The sequence below is a fragment of the Paenibacillus sp. 7523-1 genome (genome assembly GCF_002276415.1).
GTDB classification, from domain to species: Bacteria; Bacillota; Bacilli; order Paenibacillales; family Paenibacillaceae; genus Paenibacillus; species Paenibacillus illinoisensis_A.
The window spans coordinates 41185-66494 of sequence record NZ_NPBR01000006.1 but is presented as its reverse complement, the minus strand read 5'-3'; the positions used below and the strand labels follow the sequence as shown (position 1 = coordinate 66494).

The following is a 25310-nucleotide window of genomic DNA, read 5'->3' as shown; positions in this document are numbered from 1 at the left end:
CGGTTAGTAGCAGCTAGTATGATGAAAAGAAGATCACATCTAGCTTAATTGATTGAGAATTACGTAATTTTTAAGAAAAAGCATGAGTGTTAAGATTAATTCGTAACAAGTTGTATCGAATGGTTACCAATCGTTCTGTTTTTTGTCTTTTTCAACACGGATAGGATCACTGCATCTCGAACTCACTTCATCTCAAGCAGCTGAACACCGCGGCCCTCAATCTCCACACTACCCGAAAGTTCGCGATCCGTTAAGAGGTCCTGTGCCTTGCCATTTCCAAGTTCATACGACTGAGTGGTCGCATTGTGGTTCATGACGAAGAGGTACTGCTTGCCGTCTTTTGTACGTGCGCTTACTTCCACACCATCTGGTGTTTCGAGCAAAGGGTGGATGTTTTTGGCTGCCGCAAGCTGTCCCAGCAGGCCATCCAGGAAGCGTTCTTCCGGATCGGAAGCCACATACCATGCTTCACCCTGACCGAACGTGTTGCGGGTTACGACAGGCATGCCTTGATAGAAATCATCTCCATACTCGGCGATCACTTCAGCACCTTCACTGTGCAGCAGGTCACACAGCATGCCGCATTCATATTTGCCTTGAAGATCACCATACGTGTCTTTCAGCACGATGCTGTTCTTCTGTTCAGGAAGCAGAGCGTCAATCTCTTCGACCCAGATCCCAAGCAGCTTACGAAGTTCACCTGGGTAACCACCTGTAGTGACGAGGTCACTCTCATTGACAATGCCGCTGAAGAATGTGGTCAGGAACGTACCGCCGGCTTCAACAAACTTCTCCAGTTTGGCTGCAAATCCGGGTTTGACCATATAAAGTACCGGAGCAAGAACGATATCATACTTGCTAAGATCGGTATCCACGCTGACAATATCCACTTGGATATTGCGGCGGAAAAAGGCAGCGTAATATTTGTGAATCTGATCCACATAATTCAGGGCAACGGTAGGACCGCTGGATTTCTCAATGGCCCACCAGTTATCCCAGTCAAACACAATCGCCACTTTGGATTCCACCGTAGCATCCAGTGTTTTGTCACCGAGCAATTGCAGCTCCTTGCCAAGCTGGGCGACTTCTCGGAATACACGTGTATTCTCGTGTCCAACGTGCTCGATGACCGCGCCATGATACTTCTCGCATGCACCGATGGAGCGGCGAAGCTGGAAGAACATAACGGTGTCTGCGCCATGTGCGATCGTCTGATAGCTCCACAGTCGCATAACCCCAGGACGCTTCAGCGAGTTATACGGCTGCCAGTTTTGCTGGCTTGGTGTCTGTTCCATAAGCATGAATGGCTGACCATCTTTCAGCCCGCGCATCAGATCATGTGCCATGGCGGTGAAGCTGAATGGTGTGGCAAGGCCCGGATAGCTGTCCCAAGAGATGATATCCATATATTTGGCCCATTTGAAATAATCAAGCTGTTTGAAGAATCCCATCAGGTTAGTTGTTACGACCGAATCAGGGACATGCTTCTTAATCGCATCATATTCCAAACGGTAACAATCAAGCATGCTGTCGGAGTTGAAGCGGGAGTAATCAAGGGAAATACCTTGGAACGTTGAGTTGTTGTTACCCCAGTGCTCACTCAGATTGCTTGGCAGAACGATTTCGTCCCAGTCATAGAAGGTGTGGCCCCAGAAGTTGGTGTTCCATGCTTGATTGAGCTGATCGAGAGTCTTGTAACGCTCTTTCAGATACACACGGAAGGCTTTCTCGCAGTTGTCGCAATAGCAGTCTCCGCCATATTCGTTGGAGATGTGCCATACCAGGACAGCAGGATGATCTTTGTAGCGTTCCGCCAGTTTATCGGCAATTTTCTCCGAATATTTGCGATAGGTTGGGCTGTTTGGACAGGAATTATGGCGTCCGCCGAATTTGCGTTTGCGTCCATCAGCATCCACACGCAGTACATCCGGATATTTTTTGGCCATCCACGCAGGATGAGCAGCCGTGCTGGTAGCCAGACAAACGTAGACACCGTTTTCATAGAGACTGTTAATTAATTGATCCAATTCTTCAAATCTATAGGTTACCTCATCAGGCTGAATCAGAGCCCAGGAGAAAACGTTAATTGTGGCAATATCAATCCCTGCCAGTTTAAACATGCGCAGGTCTTCAAGATGGGTCTCGTGATCCCATTGTTCAGGGTTGTAGTCACCGCCATAGAACATTTTGGGTAATTTGCTGCTAATCAATATATTCACCTCTTGTATAAGAATAATTGTATATTATATGATTCAAATAGCTTTTAAAATATAAGAAAAGTAATGATTCATATAAGAATATGGAAATGAGAGAAGCAGCTGTGCATTGGCTGAACGCTTACACATCGAGAGGAGAACACCATGTTAATCTCACCAACACATCGAAGATATTTCATGACTCCGCGCGAAGAGCCGCTCCCGCTGTATATCGAAAGCATCGGTTATAACGGCAATCAGGAGAACGTCCTCCGACCTGCAGGCTATCCTTGTTATCACTGGCTTCAGACGGTGAAGGGAGCAGGGGAGTTCCATTTTGCTGGTTCAACTGTAGTCCTTGGTGAAGGCTCCGGAATTCTCCTGCCTCCGAATGAGCCGCATGAATATGTACCTTCATTAGGGGAATGGGAGACGCTCTATATTACGTTTGGCGGATCCCAGTGTCCGGCCATTACCGAGGCACTTGGACTTGGGGAGGCGGCACTTCATCAATGGGAAGCAGGAAGCCCGCTGGAGAACTACGGCAGGGAGGTGCTGGGTTCCATCGACAGTGACCAGGACTTGTCCGGACTGGAAGCTTCCGCCGATATGTACCGCTTTTTGATCCTGCTCAAAAAACACGGCATGACTGGCAGCCGGTCATCCATCTCGCATGCCGTGGAACGGCTAGCACCGCTCATTGCATTCATGGACCAGCATTATGCGGATCCCGATATCGGGCTTGAACAGATGGCTGCCGTGCCAGGAATTACACCAAGACATTTGAATACGTTGTTTAAACAATCATTCGGCATGACGGCCTACAGCTATTTTATTCTTCTGCGGATTCGCAAATCCAAGGAATGGATGACAGGGAACAGCAAATTGACTGTGAAGGAAACGGCTGCGCGCGTCGGTTTTCGCGATGCGAGCCATTTTGTAGCGACATTCCGGCGAATTGAAGGTGTAACACCTGAGCAGTTTCGAACGTTATATTTATAGCGAAGTAGGGAGGAGTACTGCTCTTAGATTACGGTATCTAACCGTGTTTTTCCGCCCGCGATGTGCCTATGAACTAAAGTGATGCCAGGAAGGTATTGATGCATGGGGGCAGTTGCCGTATGATGATATCGATTCCTTCAATTGGAAAACGAAAGCGGATGATCGTATCCGTTCTACTAAGAGAGGATGATAGAAGTTGACAACAACAACCATTCCATTATGGGATCACGCAGCACCTCATGCGGCTAAAGGGCATGAAGAAGAAATGCCACATCTCATACCTTTTATTCAGCCTGGTTCCGAGAGCGCTGTCATTGTATGTCCCGGCGGCGGTTACGGGTTTCTCGCAGATCACGAAGGAGCCCCAATTGCCGAATTGCTCAACCGTGCTGGTATTAGTGCATTTGTGCTGAAATACCGCGTAGCCCCGCATCAGCATCCGGCACCACTATCCGATGGTCAGCGTGCCATCCGATATGTACGCGCCCATGCCCATGAATTTGGTATCAATCCTTCCAAAATCGCTGTACTCGGCTTTTCTGCAGGCGGTCATCTTACAGCTACACTGGGTACCCTGTATGATAAGGGACAGCCGAATCACGAAGATCCGATTGAGCGTGAAAGCTCACGCCCGGATCGGGTTATTCTCTGTTATCCGGTTATAACGATGGAATCATACGGACATGCTGGTTCGCGCGAAAATCTGCTGGGCCCGAATGCCTCGCCTGAACAGATTAGAGCATTTAGCGCAGAGCAGCAGGTTAAAGCTGACGCACCTGAAGCATTTATCTGGCATACGAGCGATGATCAGGCGGTGCCTGTTGAAAATAGCCTGCGTTATGCACTTGCATTGGGTGCTCAAGGTATTCCTTATGATCTGCATGTATTCGAAAAAGGATCGCATGGTCTGGGCCTTGCTGAAGATGATCATGCCGTTCGGGCGTGGTCGGATCTGTTGCTGACTTGGCTCAAAAATCAAGGATGGTAACCGTTTACCCCTCATTTTAATGCGCTATAGGGCGAAGGAGATACGACTATGAAATTTCAAAAGAATGACAAGCTGCTCTTTATTGGCGATTCCATCACGGACTGTGGTCGTGAACATCCTGTAGGTGAAGGCAGTTCAGGACTTGGACATGGTTACGTTGCACAGGTATACGCACTTTTGCGTTCCATTTATCCGGAGTTGATGCTGCGTATTCAGAATGTGGGTAATAGTGGGAATACCATTCGCGATTTGAAGCAGCGCTGGGACCGTGATGTTATTGATCTGAAGCCCGATTGGTTGACGATCATGATTGGCATTAACGATGTATGGCGTCAGTTCGACCGTCCACTTTCGGCAGATTCGCATGTGTTTTTGAAAGAGTATGAATCCACTTTGAGAGAACTTGTGGCTTCTGTTCGCCCCAATCTAAAAGGACTTGTCTTGATGACCCCATATTACCTGGAGGCCAATCCAGAAGATCCTATGCGCGCGACAATGGATATCTATGGCGAAGCTGTGCGTAGGGTAGCGAATGAGTTTGATGCCATTTTGGTGGATACACAGGCAGCCTTTGTTCCGTTCTGGGATCATTTCTATACGTCAGTTCTGACTTATGACCGTGTTCATCCAGATGCAACAGGCCATATGATTTTGTCCAAAGCATTTTTGGATGCCATCGGTTTTGAATGGTCAGGCGGCGCCAAATCATAAAAGGATGTGATTGCTTGAGCAAGCTTAACATTGCAGTACATACCCCGGCACGGCTGGGGGAAGGTCCAAGCTGGGATGCAGAAAACAATCGTTTGTTATGGGTGGATATCGAAAGTTACAAGGTGCATGTCTATGATCCTCAAACAGGGCAGGATCAGGCTTACGACGTAGGTGAACATGTGGGTGCTGTTGTTCCCTATCGCGGCGATGAAGTTGTTGTGGCACTCCGAAGCGGGTTCCATACCTACCATCTGAGCACGGGAGAATTGAAGGCAATCGAGGATCCCGAGAGCGACAAAGCCACCAATCGATTCAATGATGGGAAATGTGATTCCCTTGGTCGGTTCTGGGCGGGTACAATGAGTTTGCATGATGAAAGTAAAGCAGGCTCACTGTATTGTCTCGAGGAAGGCAAACCGGTTCGAACCATGGTTCGAGATGTGTCTACCTCCAATGGACTTGGCTGGAGTCCGGATGAGCAAACGATGTACTATATCGATACCCCTACACGTTCCATTGACCGATTTGATTTTGATCTCGCAGCAGGTGAAATCACGAATCGGACAAGTGTTATTTCGGTACCGGAGGACTTTGGTTTCCCTGACGGAATGACGGTGGATAGCGAGGGCATGTTGTGGGTTGCTCATTGGGGCGGCGCAAGAGTGACACGGTGGAACCCGCACAACGGAGAATTACTGGAGCAGATTGAAGTGCCTGCAGACCAGGTAACCTCCTGTTGTTTCGGCGGACCTGACTTGGAGGATCTCTATATCACAACCGCTCGAATAGGCATCAGTGAGGAACGTTTGGTGGAAACGCCTGATGCCGGTTCTGTCTTTGTGGTTAGGCCCGGTGTTAGAGGGCAGAAGACCCATGCGTATGGCAGAGTGCATCAGGCTGACTAAATCACAGCAGGAATTTCAATGTACATGAAGAGTTTTGGTTTGTTCAAGTAATCATTGAACTTTAAGTAGATCGTAAGATATGATAAGAAGTCCTGGAACACCCATTGTCTTTAGGTGAACCATGGCTTCTTTTTTTGTCGAAAAATAGTGTAAAATGAATGAGTGGATTTTCTTTCAGGAATACGTCTGGCTTTCAATTTCCATTGATTTAACAACGATTTTGGGATATAAAGAGAGAACCAAACTTTAAAATTGTTGTAACCGCTAACACTGGGGACCCGTTATATCCGATATAAAAAAGGTATAACCTGTAGAGACATAGAGGAAAGATTAGACAAGGGGGTCGCGATCATGAACCGGTTGTGTAAGGTGCTGATTGTTGACGATGAGTTTCTGGTACGCCAGGGGATCAAGCATCATATGAATTGGGAATCGGAAGGATTCCAGATTGTTGGGGAAGCGTCCAATGGCGAAGAAGGCCTGGAACAGGTGCGTTTGCTGAAGCCTGACATCGTCATAACCGACATTGTGATGCCACTAATGGACGGTGAAGCGTTTGTACGAACGCTTAAAGCGAGCCAGCCGCAGATTGAAGTCATTGTGCTCAGCAGCTTCAGTGAATTCGAATATGTGCGTTCGACACTTCAGCACGGAGCTGCAGATTACATTTTGAAACCAAAGCTGGACACCGACGAGCTGCTGCAGGTACTTCAGCGAACGGCCGGGAAAATTCCTGAACTGCAGTATGAGCCTTCAAATGAAGGGTGGAAGCTGGGACAGTTTATGGAGAAGATGATATCCGGTTTTGCATTGGAAGATGAAAAAGATATGGCTATGGTCAGGGACACGTTTCCACATCATTGTTTTCGCCTCCTTGTTTCCGGGAAGCATTCGCACTTGAGTCAGAAGGATACCGAAAGCAAGCTGCTAAATTACCTTGCCGATGTGGAATGTGCCATGGTACCGGTGGAGAGTGAAATGCCTATATTCCTTTTGAATGTAGACCCTGCCAAAGAGGAGTGGATGGTCGGGCGGATCAAAGAGATGGCCATTGAAAATGGAGCAGGCATTAATGGTCCCAGCTGGGTCTTAAGTGACAGCTTTACATCATTTGATCAGATGGGTGAAGTGTACCGTAATCAACTTATTAAACTCATGGAATATCGTTTTTATTATGAGGACCGTTCAATTCTTGTCTTCAGCGAACTTCCACCACTGCATACGGCAGGTTACCAGTTTAATGTGAATATGTTTTTGCAGCACGTAAAGCGGAATCGTACCGAGTCAGCCAGGGAGTATTTGAAAGAGCATGCCCTTACCCTGGGACGTGACTACATTGCGGATGTGTTCGAAATCAAATCCTTTTTGGGCAATCTGATTTTCAACGTAACGATTACCCTTGCGGATTTGGACGTACAATCTTCGGCTCTGGAAGAGAGCAAGTATTCTTATTTCAAAAACGTGGACGGAGCTTCAAGCCTGAATGAAGCCATGCAGGTGCTTGATCAGTTCATGCTTGAAGTGCAGGAATGCACGGCAGGTGATGGAGGAAAACGCAGTGACCCCAATATGAAGATGCTGCTTGAATATATGCATGAGCATTTCGATCAACCGCTCGGTCTCGCTGAAGTCGCGAAGCATTTTCATTTTAATCCATCGTATCTATCGAGTTATTTTTCGTCACATAAAAAAGAAGGATTCAACGAATATCTGAACAAAATTCGCATTGAGAAGGCAGAAGAACTATTGCGATCGGATGATGTTACCATTTCCGAAATCAGCAGCATGGTAGGCTATTCGGATCACAGCTATTTCTGCAAAGTGTTCAAAAAATTTACCGGACTGTCACCAAGCCGATATCGTCGGAAATTCTGGGCATAAAGTCAGAAGGAATAGATCATGAAGAAATGGATGAACGGATTATCACGTCTCGGATTGTTTCCTAAGCTGTTTCTCGTCATGGTGATTAGCATCATTCTCGTTTCCGTACTTATTTTATGGACTACCGTCCATATGTCGACGAAGCTGTTTACCGAGACATTTAGCATCACTAACTCCAAGGTGCTTAGTCAGATTAAGACCACCTTCGAATCCTTTAATGATGCGATTGCGGCCGTCTCCAACAACGTAAGCCAAAGCGGGGCCATTCGCGGCTATCTGTCGGAGGGAGAAGGGGATTCTCTCACGATGGCCAAGTCCTATTATAATATGAGGGAATCGATGGACCGTATCCAGTCCATTATGGAATCCTATGAGGTTGGCATTACGATTAGCGGAATTAATGGGCGTACCTATTCTACGGACCGGTCCCACCTGAGGATGTCGCTGGAGGAGTTGAGAGAACTGCCGATTACGATCGACGCGGTGGAGACACCGAATCGGTTGATTTTTGACGATTACCGAACGGACACCGACGTTGGCACAGAGCAGATGATCTCCGCTACCAAAGCACTGGCGGATCGAACCCAGAGCCGGATTTACGGAACGCTTTATGTAACCATCAAAGAGAATGTGTTCCGTCAGTTCTACAGCAGTTTCACGAGCAGAGGCAACGATGTAGTCATCCTCAATGAAAATGGGGAAATTGTATCTTCCAACCGGGAGGAATGGATTGGTACGAAGCAGCTGGAGCTTTTATCTTACGCCAGACAAATGGCCACGAAAAGCGAAAATAATGGTATAAACGCAAAGGTAATGGAGCAGGACAGCGTAGTATTATCCGAATATCTGCCGTTTTACCGTTTCTATATTATTAATGTCGTTGATAAGAATCAGGCTGTGGGACAATTGCTTGATCTCAAAACCATTGCCTTGATTTGTGCAGCCATTGTGGCTGGGGCGCTTGTACTGGTGTTTCTAATCACCAACCAGATTACAAAGTCGCTGCGCAGGCTTGTGAAGCAAATGTCCAATATTACAAAAAGCGATCTCGATAACTACATTCCGGTTAGTGGAAGTTATGAGAGCAGGCAGCTTGGTCATGCGTACAATTACATGCTTGATGAGCTTCATGACTATGTGGATCAGCTCGTATTGACCCAGCGGGAACAGCGCAATGCAGAACTTGCGGCATTGCAAAGCCAGATTAATCCTCATTTTCTGTATAACACCCTGGCTTCGGTGAAGGTACTCGTGCAGCAGGGGAACAAGGATCGGGCAGCAGAGACGATTAATGCATTGATTGCCTTACTGCAAAATACGATCAGCGACGTAAGTGAAACGGTTATGGTAGAGCAGGAAGTGGAGAACCTGAAGAACTATGTCTTCATCAATCATGTCCGTTATGGTGGACGAATCAAAGCGGCCTTCTATGTAGCTCCCGACTGTAATCACTACCATGTACCCAAACTTGTCATTCAACCGTTTATTGAAAATGCCTTCTTCCACGCCTTTAACCGCAAAGAGACCGGAACCATTCATGTTCTTGTTTCTCGGGCAGGAGAAACACTGATATGTGAGATCATGGATAACGGAGATGGTATTGAAGGGTTCTCAATGGGCGAATCATTGCCTAATCCCAAAAATAATCGGCAGCTGTTTAGCGGCATTGGTATTCGTAATGTGCATGACCGGATTGAACTGCTGTATGGTGCCCCTTACGGTGTGACCATTATGAGTACGCCAGGCGAGGGAACAAGAGTAACGGTTACACTTCCGCTGATTACTAGCTGAAGAGTGGCACAGGTGAAAAATGAGTTTACATGCTAACCGGATCAAAAGTCTTTCTGTGGAGTGGTCTCCACACGAAGGGCTTTTTTTATTTTGATAAATGAAAGCGATGTTTTGCTTGAATGGTAAAATTTTTGGCTCGATCTACTCCAAAATCAAAAGGAATTACCAAAAGCCAAATTTAATGCAAACGGTTTCTGTAAAGGTTTTCATTGTGGCAATAAGATGACAAATCCGTACAAAATTATTACTAACGAATGCCGATTTGGGAATGATAAGATGAATACATCGAAAGCAACCGCTTTCAGAAAACGCAAACAAATTACACACAAAGAGGTTGAAGGGGAGTTGAATGATTTGAAAAAAATGTGGGTATTGATGCTCGTTACTGTCCTGCTGTTGTCCGCATGTTCTTCCGGAGGAGGAGGCAACACGGCTAGCGAGGGTGAAAAAGAATCCAATGAGATTACGATCTGGGCATGGGACCCGTCGTTCAACATTGCTGCATTGAATACAGCAAAAGAAGCTTACGCTAAAGATCATCCTGATGTAAAAATCAACGTTGTTGAATACGCACAAAATGATATTATCCAAAAACTTAACACAGGTCTGAACTCGGGAACAAGCAACGGTCTTCCAAACATCGTACTAATTGAAGACTACCGTGCACAAAGCTTCCTGAATGCTTACCCTGATGCCTTCAAGGATCTGTCTTCCAATTTCACGGCTTCTGACTTTGCCGATTACAAATTGGGACCGACAGCTTATGACGGCAAACAATATGGTGTTCCATTTGACTCCGGTGTAACAGGTCTCTACTACAGAACCGACCTGCTGGAGCAAGCTGGTTACAAAGCTGAAGATCTGCAAGATATTACGTGGGATGATTACATCCAAATTGGTAAAGATGTAAAAGCAAAAACAGGTAAAGATCTGATCACTCTGGATCCGAATGACCTGGGTCTGATTCGTATGATGATTCAATCCGCAGGTTCATGGTACTCCAAAGAAGATGGCAAAACACCAAACTTGGCTGGCAATGAAGCACTGAAAGAAGCATTTGTCACTTACAAAGCAATGATGGACGCCAATGTGGTTAAACTGAACTCCGACTGGAGCCAGTTCGTAGCAGCATTCAACAATGGTGACGTATCCACTATCCCAACAGGTAACTGGATTACACCATCCGTTCGTCAAGAAGCATCCCAATCCGGACAATGGGCGGTAGCTCCGCTTCCTAAAATGGCTGGTCAACCAAACTCTGTACATGCATCCAACCTTGGAGGAAGCTCCTGGTATGTCATGAACAATGTTCCTGGTGCAGATCAAGCTGCAGATTTCCTCGGCAGTACGTTTGGTTCTGACAAACAATTGTATCAAGACCTTCTGAACGGTATTGGCGCAATCGGAACATACAAACCGGCAACTGAAGGTGAAGCGTTTAACAAAGAAGATGAGTTCTTCGGTGGACAAAAAGTGTTTGCAGACTTCGCAAAATGGACTGAAGAAATCCCTAGCGTAAACTACGGTATCAACACATATGCAATTGAGGACATTCTGGTTGTTGAAATGCAAAACTTCCTGAACGGCAAAGCAATCGACGACGTTCTGGCTGATGCACAAAAACAAGCTGAAGCTCAACTAAACTAAGATGATCCACGGTAACTTATAGAACCCAAGGAAGCATCGGAGCCGTTCCACCGTCTGGCGAAGCACACTGCCGACCGGACATGGTGGAAGGCTCCATGGGTTCTATCCATGTTGCATGGAGAGAGAGGAGCCATACTGTGAAAGCCATGAATACAGGAGACAGTCTCCAAAAGAAAAATAATTTGACTGGATGGGCTTTTATTTCACTCGCTGTCATCGGGATTGTTGCATTTTACTTCTATCCGATGCTGCAGGCACTGCTCTTATCTTTCAAGTCTGGCGTGGGTGCCAATCTTGAATTTACGGGGCTCGATAACTATAAAAGGTTGTTTATTGATACAACATTCCGTACAGCCGTATCGAATACATTTTTGTATCTGATCATTCAAGTCCCTGTCATGATCATTCTCGGATTGTTCATTTCCGTTCTGTTGAATGACAGCACACTGCGCTTCCGCAGCTTTTTCCGTACTGCAATCTTTTTGCCTTGTGTAACCTCACTGGTTGCTTACTCTGTTGTATTTAAGTATTTGTTCTCTGCAGACGGAATGGTCAATCAATTCCTGATGAATCTGCATGTCATTGCTGAACCGATTCAATGGATCACCGACCCCTTCTGGGCTAAAATTACGATCATAATCGCTGTTACTTGGCGTTGGACCGGATATAACATGATTTTCTATCTGTCTTCCCTGCAAAATATTGATCAATCCATTTATGAAGCAGCACGTATTGATGGTGCAAATGCATTTACTCAATTTTTCAAAATTACAGTACCATTGCTCAAACCGATTATCCTGTTCACGTCCATTACATCAACGATTGGTACCTTGCAAATCTTTGATGAAATCATGAATATCACCAAGGGTGGACCGGGTAATGCAACGATGTCCATCTCGCAATACATCTATAACCTTTCGTTCAAATATTCACCGGACTTCGGTTATGCGGCAACCGTTTCGTATTCCATCGTGCTGATGATTATTGTATTGTCCATCATCCAGTTTAAAGTGGCAGGTGATAAAAATGGCTAAGAACAAAGTGAAACGCATTTTCACCTACGTATTCCTGTCCCTTGTGGCCTTCATATCGATCTTTCCATTTTTCTGGATGCTCGTCAGCTCCACGAATGCTTCGGTAGATGTCACCAAAGGCAGATTGTTACCCGGCTCGGCTTTCATAGATAACTTCACGAAGCTGCTGGATACGACCAATCTGGTACAGGCACTGGGCAACTCGGCCATTGTGTCCATTATTTCCACAGTGCTTGCATTGTTGATTGGTTCCATGGCTGGTTACGGTTTTGAAGTATACCGGACGAAATCACGTGACATCGTCTTCAACATCCTGCTCCTTTCCATGATGATTCCGTTCGCAGCCTTGATGGTACCGCTCTATCGGATGTTTGCAACCATCTCGGGAATTGCACCGTTTATGGGTATCAATACAATGGCGGCAGTCATTCTGCCAACGATCACAACGGCCTTCCTGATCTTCTTCTTCCGTCAGAACACCAAAATGTTCCCGAAAGAGATGCTTGAAGCAGGGCGGATCGATGGTCTTAGCGAACTGGGTATCTTCCTGAAGATCTACATGCCTACAATGAAAACAACATATGCGGCAGCTGCGATCATTACATTCATGAGCAGCTGGAATAACTACCTGTGGCCACTCGTTGTGCTGCAGACACCAGATCAACAAACGATCCCATTGCTGATCTCTAATCTCGGCTCCAGTTACTCGCCGGATTATGGGGTGATCATGACAGCGATTGTCATCGCCACGCTGCCTACAGCATTAGTGTTCTTCATTATGCAGAAACACTTTGTCGCTGGTATGGTTGGTTCTGTGAAATAAAGGAATAGTGGATGTCATCTGAAAAGACTGATGTAGAAAAAAACGCAGAGGACACCAGCAATGGTGTACCTCTGTCTTTCTGTTTGTTATTGGAAGAGGAAATACAGGTTTGAATCTTGAATAATTCATATTATACAATTCGCACTAGAGGGAGAGAGAGCCGATGAAAGCAACACAAGCAGATATCAACTGGCTGGGAAATGTAAGCGTTTTTGAGGTCAACCGTCTAAACGCTTACTCGGATCATCGTTATTACAGCACCATGGAGGAAGCTCAGGCTGCAGGAACCATGAAAATGCGTTATGACCTGAACGGAACCTGGAAATTCAATTATGCCATTCGTCCGGATTGTCGGCCGGAGCTGTTCTACCAATCGGATTACTCCAGTGAAGGCTGGGATGATATCGAAGTGCCTGGTCACATTCAGCTTCAAGGATATGGCCAAATTCAATATGTAAATACACAATACCCTTGGGATGGATTGAACGAACTGCGTCCGCCAGCACTGCCACAGGACAAAAATGCAGTTGGAAGCTACATTCGGACGTTCCACCTGCCATCAGGATGGCAGAACAATCCGGTATTTATTTCCTTTCAGGGAGTCGAATCAGCATTCTATGTGTGGCTTAATGGACAGTTCGTGGGATACGGTGAAGATAGCTTCACCCCATCGGATTTCGATCTGACACCGTTCCTTCAGGATGGAGAGAACAAACTGGCTGTGGAAGTTTATCAACGCAGCACGGGCAGCTGGCTGGAAGACCAGGATTTCTGGCGCTTTTCCGGCATTTTCAGAGACGTATATCTCTATACGGTACCGGCAGCGCATATCCGGGACCTGCGTGTGGTAACAGATCTGGACCCATCTTATACCAACGGTACGCTGAACCTCGATCTGAAGCTGGAAGGTAAAGCTGCTGCGGGAGCACGAGTTGAAGCTGAGCTGCGTGATGCTGAAGGGAACGCTTTGAGAACATTTGGTGGTGTGGAAGTTACGAATGGTCTGGTTAGTCTTCGGGAAGAGTTCGGCAAGGTAAACTTGTGGAGTGCGGAGATACCGTATTTGTATCGTTTATACATCCGTGTATATGATGCTGCAGGGCAGCTGGTTGAAGTGGTTCCTCAGTCCGTTGGTTTCCGCAAGTTCGAAATGATCGATAAAGTGATGCATATCAACGGTAAACGCATTGTATTCAAAGGAGTAAACCGTCACGAGTTCAACCCGCGTCGTGGCCGTGCCATTACCAAAGAGGACATGCTCTGGGATGTGCGTACCATCAAACAGAACAATATGAATGCGGTTCGTACATCACATTATCCGAATCAAAGCTTGTGGTATGAATTGTGTGATGAATACGGGTTGTATGTTATTGATGAGATGAACCTGGAGACACATGGTTCCTGGCAAAAGCTTGGCGCCGTTGAGCCTTCCTGGGTCATTCCTGGAGATAAACCAGAGTGGCATGACATTGTCATGGACCGGGCTGTATCCATGGTGGAGCGTGACAAAAACCATCCGTCCATTCTGATCTGGTCCTGTGGTAACGAGTCACACGGCGGCGAAGTCATCTACAAAGTATCCCAATACTTCAAATCAGCTGACCCAACTCGTCTGGTGCATTATGAGGGAGTCTTCCATGATCGTCGTTTCGATGAGACAAGTGATATGGAGAGTCGCATGTATGCCAAGCCAGCAGACATTGAGGAATTCCTGAATGCGAATCCAACCAAGCCTTACATCAGCTGTGAGTACATGCACGCCATGGGTAACTCCATCGGTGGCATGCACAAATATACGGAATTGGAAGACAAATACCCGATGTATCAGGGTGGATTCATCTGGGATTATATCGATCAATCCATTTACAAGAAAGACCGTTACGGCAAGGAATACCTCGCATACGGCGGCGATTTCGGCGATCGTCCTTCGGACTACTCGTTCTGTGGGAACGGCATCGTGCATGCGGATCGCAAAGTAACGGCCAAAATGCAGGAAGTGAAGTTCCTTTATCAAAATATCAAGTTGTTCCCGGATCGTGAAGGGGTCAAAATCGTTAATGGCAACCTGTTCGCAGATACATCAGCATTGGAACTGGTGTACAGTTTGGAACGTGAGGGACATGAAGTGCTGCGCGGAACGTTGGAAGTCAATGTACCTGCACAAAGCGAGAAAACAGTAAGTCTTCCGCTGGATGCAGATACTCTGGCTGGTGGCGAATATGCGGTTAATGCTGCGTTTGTTCTCAAAGAGGCTACCCTCTGGGCGGATAAAGGGGACGAAGTCGCGTTTGGTCAATTTATCTTCACACAAGATTCGGCTGCAACAGCTGCAGAGGATCTGAATCTGACAAATGATATTCAGGTGGTTGAAGGGGATGTGAATATTGGTGTCCGTGTAGGTCAAACTCACGTACTGTTCTCCAAAGCCTTCGGAACTTTGGTATCCCTCAAACTGTCAGGCCGTGAGACGATTGCTCAGCCTCCTGCGCCATTGTTCTGGCGGGCAACGACGGATAATGATAAAGGGACTGCCATGGGCTTTGAACTTGGTGCGTGGTATGCCGCTAGTCTGCTGCCAAGATGTGCCGAGTGGAAGGCAGAACAGAAACCGGATCAATATCGCATTGAATTCACGTACAAGCTCAACATTTCTGCAGATGTGCAGGTAAAAGTGACTTATACTGTGCGTGCAGATGGAAGCGTGCATGTTCATAACGCCTACAAAGGTACAGCAGGTTTGCCTGACCTTCCGATTCATGCCTTGTCTTTCAAAACGTCACCGGAATATGGCAACGTGGAATGGCTGGCCATGGGTCCGGAAGAAAACTATGCGGACCGTGCATTTGGAGCACGCTTAGGCATTCATGGCAGTAAAGTGGCGGATACGGTTGCGCCATACCTGGTACCACAGGAATCGGGCAACCGCACAGGAGTACGCTGGGCGAAACTAATGGATGATGCAGGACGCGGCTTCAAAATTGAAGCTTCTGCAGCTCCCGTTGAGCTAAATGTATCGCCGTATACGGCATTCGAACTGGAAAACGCGCAGCATGTATACGAGCTGCCGCCAGTGCACTATACAGTGGTTACTGTAGCTGGCAAACAGATGGGTGTTGGCGGTGATGATAGCTGGGGTGCGCCGGTTCATCCGGAATATCGCATTGCCTCGGACGGCGAACTGGAATTTGAATTTGTCATTCGTTCACTGTAAGAGTCATTTCAAATAAATACAGAACAGGGGTCCCCGTATATCGGAGGCCTCTGTTTTTTGTTGTTGGAAGAAAAGTGGAAAATTGCATTTCGTGAAACCGCTATCGAAGCTGTTTCGTACTGTACGAGACATGGATTGAAGGGGGGCAACATTATGAGTAGAAAGGCAAAAACGGGCGTATGGGTTACCGTCCTGGCTGTACTCGGTATCATTGTGGGGTGTTTCATCTGGTATTTCAATACGGCTTCGGGTGAACGGGCGCTGAAAACGATGAGATCCAACAACTCCGGGGGTCTGGAGCGGATTGTTAAGGTGTACAGTGACTCTGGTGAGTTGATTCAGACCTATGAAGGGAAAATCGATGTGCAGGATACGGAATATGGCAATAAAGTGTTATTTGATCTGAATGGAAAACGTGTTGTGATCTACAACGCAACGGTTATTACAGAAGAGAAGTAACATGGAAACGCAAAATATTTCTTGGAGTTTAACTTGAGACACACATTTTCTTATATGGTAAAATAAAGGAACTTAAGGTAAACAAATTTGGAGGTGAGAGGGGCATGTTCATGGAAATGTTAATTGCTCTAGTCGCAATCCTAGGTATGGGTGTGTTCTATGCTGTGCTTGTGTATTACCTCGTTCGTCTCATCTCCAAAAAAGCATTTAAGCATACGCTAACCAAGGTTGAGGCTATTGAAATACTGGTCTGGCTCGCGATTGTGTTCTTCGGTATTGTGATGATTATTAAGCAGAATTGGAATCTATTTTTACCGGTAGTTCTTCTGTTGTTCTCCATGGTTAACTTGCGGCGCTCCAATCGGAAATACCGGGAGATGGAGAACAATGAATAACTGGTAAATCAAGGAGGTGGGTTACTGTGAAAATGGGCAAAACATCCGATACGTCCGGGTTAACATACATCGCCTCCCTATCTGACGAGTTAGAGCCTGTTTTCGAACAAGCTGAAATGAAGTATCCGGCATGTGATATCGAGCTGTTCTTTGTTTTTCGCTGCCTGCCGGAAGAATATGAACGAAAGTCTACGGTCAGATATGCCAAAAAAGAGCAAGTGATTTATTTTGACATGACGGTAAGTGAGGACTGTTACAAAGAGTCCAGTAAACGAAGACAACGGGTTGAGTTAGGTCATTCCTTTTATGCTTTTTTAAGTGAGAAGATAAAGAAATACAAAATAGCGAATTTGGATCATGCAGCGTTTCTGAATGACATGGAAGTTTGGCTCAAAGAAATCGGTTGGTTGGAGCCGGAAGTAGATGTTGAAGTGGAAGAAGCCGTAACACCTTATTGAAGAAGGCATACAGTCTTAGCTAATCGTTTCCATACATATTTGAAAGCAAATAAAAACAGGCCCTCTTTCGAGGGCCTATTTTTCATGGGAGAGGAGAAACCGGACGAAGAGCTTATGGGGAAACGTAAGTCTTCTCCGCGGTTGTCTACGACACTTGTGATGTCGATAATTATAGAATGGCCGAAATGTTTCCTTTTTATACATATGCGTCAAAAACGGGTCAACAATTTTTTAAAATGAATGGAGACAGACTATTTTTCAAACTGAACCCGAGTGTGGTACGATAGCTGTATCAATAAACTTACATAGAGAGAAAAGGTGACTCATCAGTGAGAGTGGTATCCGGGAGTGCGAAAGGCAGACCGCTGAAGGCTGTTCCTGGCAATGGAACACGTCCGACCACCGACAAGGTGAAGGAAGCGCTGTTTAGCATGATTGGCCCTTATTTTGAGGGCGGTACAGCATTGGATTTGTTTGCGGGTAGTGGTGGTCTCGGAATTGAGGCGCTGAGCCGCGGCATGGACAAGGCTGTTTTTGTTGATTTGGAATCCAAAAGTATTGAAGTGATCCGCGCCAATCTGAAGGCAACCAAGCTGGAGGATCAGGCAGCTATATACCGAAATGATGCAGGTCGTGCGTTAAAGGCGCTTGCCAAGCGAACGACACAATTTGATCTGGTGTTTCTCGATCCGCCTTACCGGATGAAAAACGGGGATGAGCTGATGCTTACGATGCATGAACTTGAACTGCTTAAACCGGAAGCGACGATCGTGCTTGAATATGAATCCAAATATAGTTACCCTGAGCAATTCGGCCCGTTTGAACAAACGCGCAAGGCTGTGTATGGGGAGACAGCTGTGTCCATCTATGATTATGCACCTGAGGCATCGAATGATGGAGAAAACAGCATAGCAGAAGAGGAGGCTCCTCATGACTGAAATGATACACAGGCAGGAACGGATTGCCGTATATCCCGGGAGTTTTGATCCTGTAACGATGGGCCATCTGGACATTATCGCCAGGGCTTCCAAACAATTTGACCGCGTCATCGTGGCTGTACTGAATAACATGAGCAAAAATCCACTGTTCACGGTGGAAGAGCGTAAAGCGCTCATTACAGAAGTTACAGGCCATCTGTCTAATGTGGAGGTGGATAGCTTCCGTGATCTGACAGCCAATTATGTTCGGCAAAAAGAAGCTCAGGTCATCGTTCGTGGTATACGCTCCGTGACTGATTTTGAATACGAGCTGCAGCTTGCTTCCACCAACAGCAAGCTGAACCCGGATGCGGAAACCATCTTTATGATGACCAATCCGAAATATTCGTATTTGAGCTCCAGTATCGTCAAGGAAATTGCTCATTACCATGGAGATGTAACCGATCTGGTGTCCCCGGAAGTGGAAACTGCACTTCGCCGGAAAATCAGCGAGAAAAACGGCGGTTAAACCAGTGGGTCAAGCCTGACAGGCTGATCATAACGGCAAGAATGATCGCAAGTCCGATACAGACTGCTGGGAAGCTGCTCCATAAAATTTCTGCCGCAGCGGTGCTGCCTTCAAGCTGGGATTGCATCGGCAGCAGAGTCGTCTCATCCGCGCCTGCAAAAGGCCAGAACGGAGTCCATACCTCTGCACTGTAGCGGCTAAAGGGTATCCAAAGGAAGACACTTAATGAAAAGGCAATCAGTGCATGAAGCAAACGTACAGCAGCAAAATAGATCATGCTTTTGCCTGCCATTCCGGCGGATTTCATCACAGCTGAGACTTGTAAATGGGAGCACAGCCCACCCCAACCAAGAACCGCAGCAATCAGGGGAATCGTAAGCAAGGGAGCCCATGGCGTTTGACTTAAATGGTATGTGCCCAAATGCACTTCCAATACAGAAGGCCAGAGGGCAGCTGAACTGCCGGGCGTGATGTACAGGCCCAGAAGTCGTATGAACACGGCAAAACCGATGATGTAACCACCAGTCATCATTAGCGTCTGAACCGCATGAGACACGGTGTCACCCAGCAGTTTGCCGAACCCGCGGCCATCTCGGGCCTGGGCTTCACGGGCTGCGTTCATCATTTGAAACCAAAGCCCCTGGTGCTGACTGCGCTTGGGGGGACTGACTGTAGTGGACTGTTTTTGAACACTGCGATTGAGATGAATGGCAATGATTGCGGCAATCCATCCACTGAGCCAATGAATCATAAGCAAAAAGTATCCGGCAGCAGGCTGGTGAAGAAAAGCGGCACCTATGACCAAAATGATCATCATCGGATTGGTGAAATGAGCTGCAGCGACCAGAATAATGGCCTGTTTGCCGGTTATTTGCTGATCCCGAACCAAACGGGACGCTGTGTCCGCCCCAGCAGGAAATCCTCCACACATGCCGACGGCAAGGGCTAGTCCAGCTTCGCCGGGGAGGCGAAACCAACGCTGCATCAGTGGTCCCAGCAAGACGCCAAGAGCGTCTGTAAAACCAAATGCAGTGAGCATTTGCGACAGCATCAGAAACGGAAGCATTGCCGGGAAGATAATTTTCCACCAGATGTCCAATCCTTGAATGGAGGCATCGAAGGCATCTTTCGGAGATACAACTACAGCGACGACCAGTAACAAAGCGCCGGTACTAAGGAGTATTGACCTGATCGGGTTGGATCCTGTAACCTCAGTCTGCATTGTCATCGTTTCACCTCATATGAAATAGCGCCGATTCATTCGGCTGCAGTAATCGGATTGGACGGGCGAATGACGTCCTGGGAACGGTTCGGCCTTGACCGGACAAGCGACAGAATACTGCGGCCTATCCGGCCTGTACCATTGTATGCGTGAGATTGAGGATGTTAGACTTATAATTATAGAAGAAACGCAAAGAACGGGGGCTCATGCGATGAATCGGATTCGAAAATCTGGCGGCTTCAGAGCTTCGATCTTTGTGATCGTGGTGGCTCTGGTTGTCTATGTTGCAGTGTACATGCCAACGCCATATATCATCTATATGCCTGGCAGCGCGGATGAAGTAAAACCGATGGTTACGGTTAAGGATGGGGACCAGGAAGAACGTGGTGTATTCATGATGACGACGGTGTCAGCAACGTATGCCAATGTGTTCTTGCTGGGTACGTCCTTGTTTAACCGAAATATGCAAATTGACAAAAAGGAAGACCGCCTGCAAGGAAAAACGGAAGCAGAGTACTCTGCCGAACAAGTGTGGTTCATGAGCGATTCCCAATCTTCCGCCATGGAAGCGGCTTATGAGCAAGCGGGTGTTAAGTATTCCATCGTTCCTGAACATATCTTCGTGTTTGGTTTATCGGAGGATCCGAAACCACAAGGAGATATTGCTCCTGGCGACATTATCCTCGGCGTGAATGGCACAGCTACACCGGATAACACCGTATTATCTGCCCAGTTGAAGGATAAAAAAGTGGGAGATACGGTAGAAATGCAATTGGAACGCGAAGGCGAGACGATTAGCCGTGATGTGAAGCTGATTGAAGTAAAAGACAGCAAAACGGGTGCTACCCGGCCTGGATTGGGCGTAATGATCGGAACCGTACAGAAAGTAAAACCCGAAGATTCGAATAAACAAATTACGTTTACGGATACTCAGGTTGGCGGTCCTTCGGCCGGATTGATGTTTACCCTGGAAATTTATAATCAGCTTACTCCCGGGGACCTTACCCAAGGTCACCGAATTGCCGGCACGGGCACGATTACCAAGGAAGGCGTGGTCGGTCCCATTGGTGGTGTGGTGCATAAAATCGTTGCTGCGGATCGAAAAGAGGCGGAGATTTTCTTCGTTCCGAAACAGAATTATCAGGAAGCCGAAGCCAAAGCCGAACAGATTGGCACTAAAATGAAACTGGTTCCTGTGAATACGGTAGATGATGCCCTGGCTTATCTGAAAACATTGTCTGCCAAATCATAAAAGGTTGATAGTGATTGATGCGATTTGAAACAACTGCGCTATCAAGGAAGAGTAAGAGTAAACAAACGGAAATCCCCTATGCATCGTTTGAATAAACGATATGACATAGGGGATTTTTTTGATAGAACACCTAGAACAATTTATTTGTGCATCGTTTAGCATCGAACTGGTGGCTCATAATAGTCGCTGTACATGGCACGTGTGTCCGTCTGCTCATAAGAGAGGGCATACGCTGCTTGTGCCTGCAAATCAAGCTCCAGCTGGTTGTGAGTAAAGGCAGACGGTTTCAGCACAACAGGCAGGGACGAAGTCGTTTTCATCTGCTTCAAGAGACTTTGGCCCAGTGAATTGAATCCAAGGACACGAAGATAACCAGGTCCTTCGGCTAGCTTGTCCGGGGTAAATTCAGCCTTGGCATGATTCAACAGTACATGGGTCAACATTCGCTGCAGCTTGGTGCGTGTGTACCGCTTGGTTTTAAGTGCATCCAGCAGCGATTCGACCGATGGCTCCGGAAGCTGAGCCAGTGTGCGGAGCAGCCTGTGCTCCAATCCTTCCGTGACTTCGGCGATCATTGCCAGCTCGGAGGCACGGCGGGTCGCCGCGGTGTGCAGCAGCGGCTGGGCGAAGCGCTCCCAGTGCACGGGAGCGCGTCCTGCTTGCCATTCGCGCTGCAGAATGGCAAGTGTTGCCGCCGGCACATACGGCGCGGCGGCCTGGGGTCCGTCCGCCATCAGTAGGCGGCGGACGGCTGTTGCACTGGCGATCGCCCCCGGTCCGGGCGTCGCCTCATGATACGCGGCACCGGTGCGTGCCGTCGTCAAAGGCTGGATCGCGCTGCCGAGTCGTTCCAGCGCGATCAGGTAGTGCAGCCCAAGCGAATTGTTGGGCTGCCCGAGCAGTGCGGCGGCGGCGTCCTCGCTCACGCCGCCGGGCGCCAGCGCTGCCGCCGCGCTTGCGTAAGCGACGGGGTAGCTGGCGCCTTCCCGCAGGCGGCGCGCGATGTCCTCGCGCAGCCCTGCGGGCTCCACGGCCAGCACGCGCGCAAAGCGCTGCAGGCTGTCCAGGTCGCCGGACTCGCTGCCGAAGCAGAGCGAGTCCACAACCCCGGTGCGGTGCAGCAGCGAGACCGCACCGAAGGCAAACCATTCCGCCGGTTGTACCGCATAGGCAACCGGCAGCTCAATCACCAGATCGGCGCCTGCCTGCAGCGCCATCTCGGTCCGAGCCCTTTTGCCCACAATGGCAGGTTCGCCGCGCTGGAGAAAAGGGCCACTCATGACGGCCACAAGGGCATCTGCACCGCTTAGACGTCTGGCCTCATTCAAGTGATAGACATGTCCGTTATGCAGCGGATTATATTCAACAATCACACCTACAGCTTTCATCAGCGTGCACTCCTTTCAATAACAAAGTTATATATCTTCAATACCTGACTGGAATTTTGTTCGCATTGGTCGATTAATGTGATTGCTGCTTCGCCGAGCAGAAACGTCTTGTTTAATAATAGGGGATACGAGTGTCGTTATTCAAATAAAAGCGTTAAGAAAACGCCAAAAAAAGCACGGTGTCGCATTCAGATGAATACGGCCCGTGCTCTCAGGGGAGTCATGGATGATCCTTTATTATTTCTTCTGGAGATAAATTAAATGGCTTCCGATGCAGGAATCAGGTTTGTTTTGGGTCCAAAGAACTCATAATGAATATTCTCAGGTGAAACGCCAATCTCGCCTAGTGCCGCATACATCGTCTGCATAAAGGAGACAGAACCGGTCAAATAGTAATCAGATTCCAGGGGCTCGCGAATCATCTGTGACAGCCAGGCTGCATCAATATAACCCTCTCTGTGAAAACGCGATTGCTCGCGGTCATCTGGTGTCGGCTGTGCATAACAATAAAATGCCTGTATGTTTTCATGCTGTTCTGCCAATGTGTTTACATGATCCTTGAAAGCGTGAACTTCCCCATTTAGGGCAGCATGGACAAAAGTGACTGAACGCTGGACATTTCTGTCAACCAGGGTGTTCAACATGCTGATCATCGGAGTAAGCCCAACGCCACCGCTCAATAATACGACATCGCGTGGATCCTCCGTGTTCAGTGTGAAATCGCCTGCAGGAGCAGACAATTCGACCAAGCTTCCTTCTGTGATATGATCATGCAGATAGGTCGATATAACACCATCTGGTCGTTCCATCCGAGCACTCTCACGTTTAACAGAAATACGGTAATATGGTTTTCCTGGAGCGTCCGAAAGACTGTACTGTCTAATTTGGGCATACGCATTTCCCTCAGGTTTCATCCGGAGGCTGATATACTGTCCAGGTTGAAATGTGGCTATGGGATTGCCGTCCGTTGGCACTAGATAAAAGGAAGTAATCAGGTCGCTTTCTTTTACCTTTTTGGCAACCCGGAATGACCGGAAACCTTCCCAGCCACCGTTTTGGTTTTCGCTTGCTGTGTACAGCTCCTTCTCTAAACCGATAAAGACACCGGCAATAACATTGTAAGCGTCTGCCCACGCAGCAATAATCTCCTCGGTCGCAGCATCACCCAGCACATCCTTGATCGCTTTTAGCAAATAGGTGCCCACGATTTCGTATTGTTCCGGGGCAATGCCAAGACTGCGGTGTTTGTGCGCAACCTGACGCACGGCTGGCAGGACTGCGGCGAGATTATCAATATGCAGGGCAGCAGCGTATACCATATTGGCAAGAGCGGCCTGCTGCCGCCCCTGTTTTTGGTTAGCATGATTGAAAATATTCAGTAGTTCGGGATGATGTGCAAACATTGTTTTATAGAAATGGCTGGTAATGGCCTCTCCGTGAACTTCAAGTACAGGTACGGTGGATTTGATCACTCGAATTGTATTTTCACTTAACATGGATTTTTCCTCCTATGAAATGGATTGACAATTTAGATGGATAACCTTGCGCCATGGATCTATTATGCGTGGCATATAGCAAGTATAGATAGGGTCTAAAGGGGGACATGTGATCTACATCACACGAATAATTAAAGAAATGTGTCCGTCATGCAAGCAAAAGGATTAGCTTGTAGTATGGCGGAGAGAAAGTTTATAATGCGGAAGAGTGTTTTTATCGGTCGGGTATCTTTCTTTTCCAAAAGGGTGTAAAGTTAAAAGTGTTGACAAACGTCTTGGAAAATCGGTATAATGATTTTTGTTTGTTAAGTCAATTTCATAATACTTTTAACGATGAATCGTCAGAATACATACAGTCAAGACATGAAGCGTATAACGATTAGACTTGATCTGTATAACTGCGGTAAAGCATTTAACATGAATTATGAAATTGGTTTCGTTTGGAGTGATGGGAAATGTTATTGCCATTTCGCAAAGTGGCTATCAGTGACCGGCCCCTGCAGTTCAATGAACAGTGGGATATTAAGGAACTGATTTCTAACCGACAAGATATCACAGCCGTTACCCCGCTGACTGCGGATTTATCTGCAGAACAAGCAACGGGGGGCGTGGTGGATGTTCATGGCAAAGTGTCAGCTGGAGTGGACATGTTGTGCTCACGTTGTCTCAAGCCGATTAGTGAACATCTTCATATTGATTTTCATGAGCAATTCAAGCAGGGAGAACAGCCGGAGGACTTGTCTGAAGATGATGATACTGTCTATGTGGATGGAGAGGACATCGATCTGAAGCTATATGCCGAGGAAGCTTTTCTGCTGCACCTACCGTTTATACCGCTATGCAGCGATACATGCAAAGGGCTATGTCCAAAGTGTGGCCATGAGCTGAACGAGGGTGACTGCGGTTGCGATAACGAAGTTATCGACCCGCGGCTTGCAGGGCTCAAGGATTTTTTTAAATGAGCAAATGAAAATCTAGTGTAACAACTACCTGCAAAGGTTGATTT

The 25310-nt window shown here is 47.3% G+C and carries 21 protein-coding genes; 17 read left to right on the top strand and 4 right to left on the bottom strand.

Translation table 11 applies throughout. The features are described from left to right. Nucleotides 1-182: 182 nt before the first annotated feature. Nucleotides 183-2210 (bottom strand): beta-galactosidase, encoded by a 2028-nt coding sequence (locus tag CHH60_RS07985; protein ID WP_095358734.1) that lies wholly within the window; start codon nt 2208-2210, stop codon nt 183-185. Between the two features lie 150 nt (nt 2211-2360). Between CHH60_RS07985 and CHH60_RS07980 the strand changes: the two genes are divergently transcribed. The 15 genes from CHH60_RS07980 (at nt 2361) to coaD (ending at nt 18946) form a co-directional block, all read left to right on the top strand. After that, on the top strand, nt 2361-3197 hold the full coding sequence (locus tag CHH60_RS07980; protein WP_095358733.1) for an AraC family transcriptional regulator: 837 nt from the start codon (nt 2361-2363) through the stop codon (nt 3195-3197). A gap of 196 nt (nt 3198-3393) precedes the next feature. Continuing rightward, nucleotides 3394-4185, top strand: coding sequence for an alpha/beta hydrolase (locus tag CHH60_RS07975; protein WP_176476007.1), 792 nt, complete (start codon nt 3394-3396; stop codon nt 4183-4185). A 48-nt stretch (nt 4186-4233) separates the two neighbouring features. Next, on the top strand, nt 4234-4896 hold the full coding sequence (locus CHH60_RS07970; protein WP_095358732.1) for an SGNH/GDSL hydrolase family protein: 663 nt from the start codon (nt 4234-4236) through the stop codon (nt 4894-4896). A 14-nt stretch (nt 4897-4910) separates the two neighbouring features. Continuing rightward, nucleotides 4911-5801: an SMP-30/gluconolactonase/LRE family protein gene (locus CHH60_RS07965; RefSeq protein ID WP_255247864.1), complete on the top strand. Its 891-nt coding sequence runs from the start codon at nt 4911-4913 to the stop codon at nt 5799-5801. A gap of 351 nt (nt 5802-6152) precedes the next feature. After that, on the top strand, nt 6153-7682 hold the full coding sequence (locus CHH60_RS07960; protein WP_095358730.1) for a response regulator transcription factor: 1530 nt from the start codon (nt 6153-6155) through the stop codon (nt 7680-7682). An 18-nt stretch (nt 7683-7700) separates the two neighbouring features. Beyond that, nucleotides 7701-9473, top strand: a complete 1773-nt coding sequence (locus tag CHH60_RS07955; protein ID WP_095358729.1) for a sensor histidine kinase — start codon at nt 7701-7703, stop codon at nt 9471-9473. Nucleotides 9474-9827: 354 nt separating this feature from the next. Next, complete coding sequence (locus CHH60_RS07950; RefSeq protein ID WP_095358819.1) at nt 9828-11120, top strand: ABC transporter substrate-binding protein; 1293 nt, start codon at nt 9828-9830, stop codon at nt 11118-11120. A gap of 146 nt (nt 11121-11266) precedes the next feature. Beyond that, complete coding sequence (locus CHH60_RS07945; RefSeq protein WP_095287984.1) at nt 11267-12154, top strand: carbohydrate ABC transporter permease; 888 nt, start codon at nt 11267-11269, stop codon at nt 12152-12154. Next, the gene (locus CHH60_RS07940; protein WP_095358728.1) at nt 12147-12977 is read left to right on the top strand and encodes a carbohydrate ABC transporter permease; all 831 of its coding nucleotides are present in this window, start codon (nt 12147-12149) and stop codon (nt 12975-12977) included. The genes CHH60_RS07945 and CHH60_RS07940 overlap by 8 nt, the downstream gene beginning before the upstream one ends. A 163-nt stretch (nt 12978-13140) precedes the next feature. After that, on the top strand, nt 13141-16188 hold the full coding sequence (locus CHH60_RS07935) for a glycoside hydrolase family 2 TIM barrel-domain containing protein (RefSeq protein ID WP_095358727.1): 3048 nt from the start codon (nt 13141-13143) through the stop codon (nt 16186-16188). A 153-nt stretch (nt 16189-16341) separates the two neighbouring features. After that, a complete protein-coding gene (locus CHH60_RS07930) occupies nt 16342-16647 on the top strand; it encodes a hypothetical protein (protein WP_095358818.1) in 306 nt (101 codons plus the stop codon). Between the two features lie 110 nt (nt 16648-16757). Continuing rightward, nucleotides 16758-17042, top strand: a complete 285-nt coding sequence (locus CHH60_RS07925) for a hypothetical protein (RefSeq protein ID WP_141236942.1) — start codon at nt 16758-16760, stop codon at nt 17040-17042. 26 nt (nt 17043-17068) lie between these two features. Continuing rightward, nucleotides 17069-17500 carry a hypothetical protein gene (locus tag CHH60_RS07920; RefSeq protein WP_095358725.1) on the top strand — a complete coding sequence of 144 codons (432 nt, stop codon included), beginning with the start codon at nt 17069-17071 and terminating at the stop codon, nt 17498-17500. Nucleotides 17501-17829: 329 nt separating this feature from the next. Continuing rightward, nucleotides 17830-18438, top strand: a complete 609-nt coding sequence (gene rsmD / locus CHH60_RS07915; RefSeq protein ID WP_095287869.1) for a 16S rRNA (guanine(966)-N(2))-methyltransferase RsmD — start codon at nt 17830-17832, stop codon at nt 18436-18438. Nucleotide 18439: 1 nt separating this feature from the next. After that, nucleotides 18440-18946: a pantetheine-phosphate adenylyltransferase gene (gene coaD / locus CHH60_RS07910; RefSeq protein ID WP_095358817.1), complete on the top strand. Its 507-nt coding sequence runs from the start codon at nt 18440-18442 to the stop codon at nt 18944-18946. On the opposite strand, the gene CHH60_RS07905 is transcribed toward coaD, so the two are convergent. After that, entirely contained in the window at nt 18924-20174 is a 1251-nt protein-coding gene (locus CHH60_RS07905; protein ID WP_095358724.1) for a nucleoside recognition domain-containing protein, read from the bottom strand. The two genes, coaD and CHH60_RS07905, sit on opposite strands and share 23 nt — an antisense overlap. 205 nt (nt 20175-20379) lie before the next feature. On the opposite strand from CHH60_RS07905, the gene CHH60_RS07900 reads away from it, so the two are divergent. Next, the gene (locus CHH60_RS07900) at nt 20380-21420 is read left to right on the top strand and encodes a SepM family pheromone-processing serine protease (RefSeq protein ID WP_095358723.1); all 1041 of its coding nucleotides are present in this window, start codon (nt 20380-20382) and stop codon (nt 21418-21420) included. Nucleotides 21421-21575: 155 nt separating this feature from the next. Here the strand turns inward: CHH60_RS07900 and CHH60_RS07895 are convergent, their stop codons facing one another. Then, nucleotides 21576-22808: a nucleotidyltransferase gene (locus CHH60_RS07895; RefSeq protein ID WP_095358722.1), complete on the bottom strand. Its 1233-nt coding sequence runs from the start codon at nt 22806-22808 to the stop codon at nt 21576-21578. A 257-nt stretch (nt 22809-23065) separates the two neighbouring features. Then, nucleotides 23066-24304 carry an NO-inducible flavohemoprotein gene (hmpA, locus tag CHH60_RS07890; RefSeq protein WP_095358721.1) on the bottom strand — a complete coding sequence of 413 codons (1239 nt, stop codon included), beginning with the start codon at nt 24302-24304 and terminating at the stop codon, nt 23066-23068. 455 nt (nt 24305-24759) lie between these two features. Between hmpA and CHH60_RS07885 the strand changes: the two genes are divergently transcribed. Then, a complete protein-coding gene (locus CHH60_RS07885; RefSeq protein WP_095358720.1) occupies nt 24760-25266 on the top strand; it encodes a YceD family protein in 507 nt (168 codons plus the stop codon). The last annotated feature ends 44 nt before the right edge of the window (nt 25267-25310 follow it).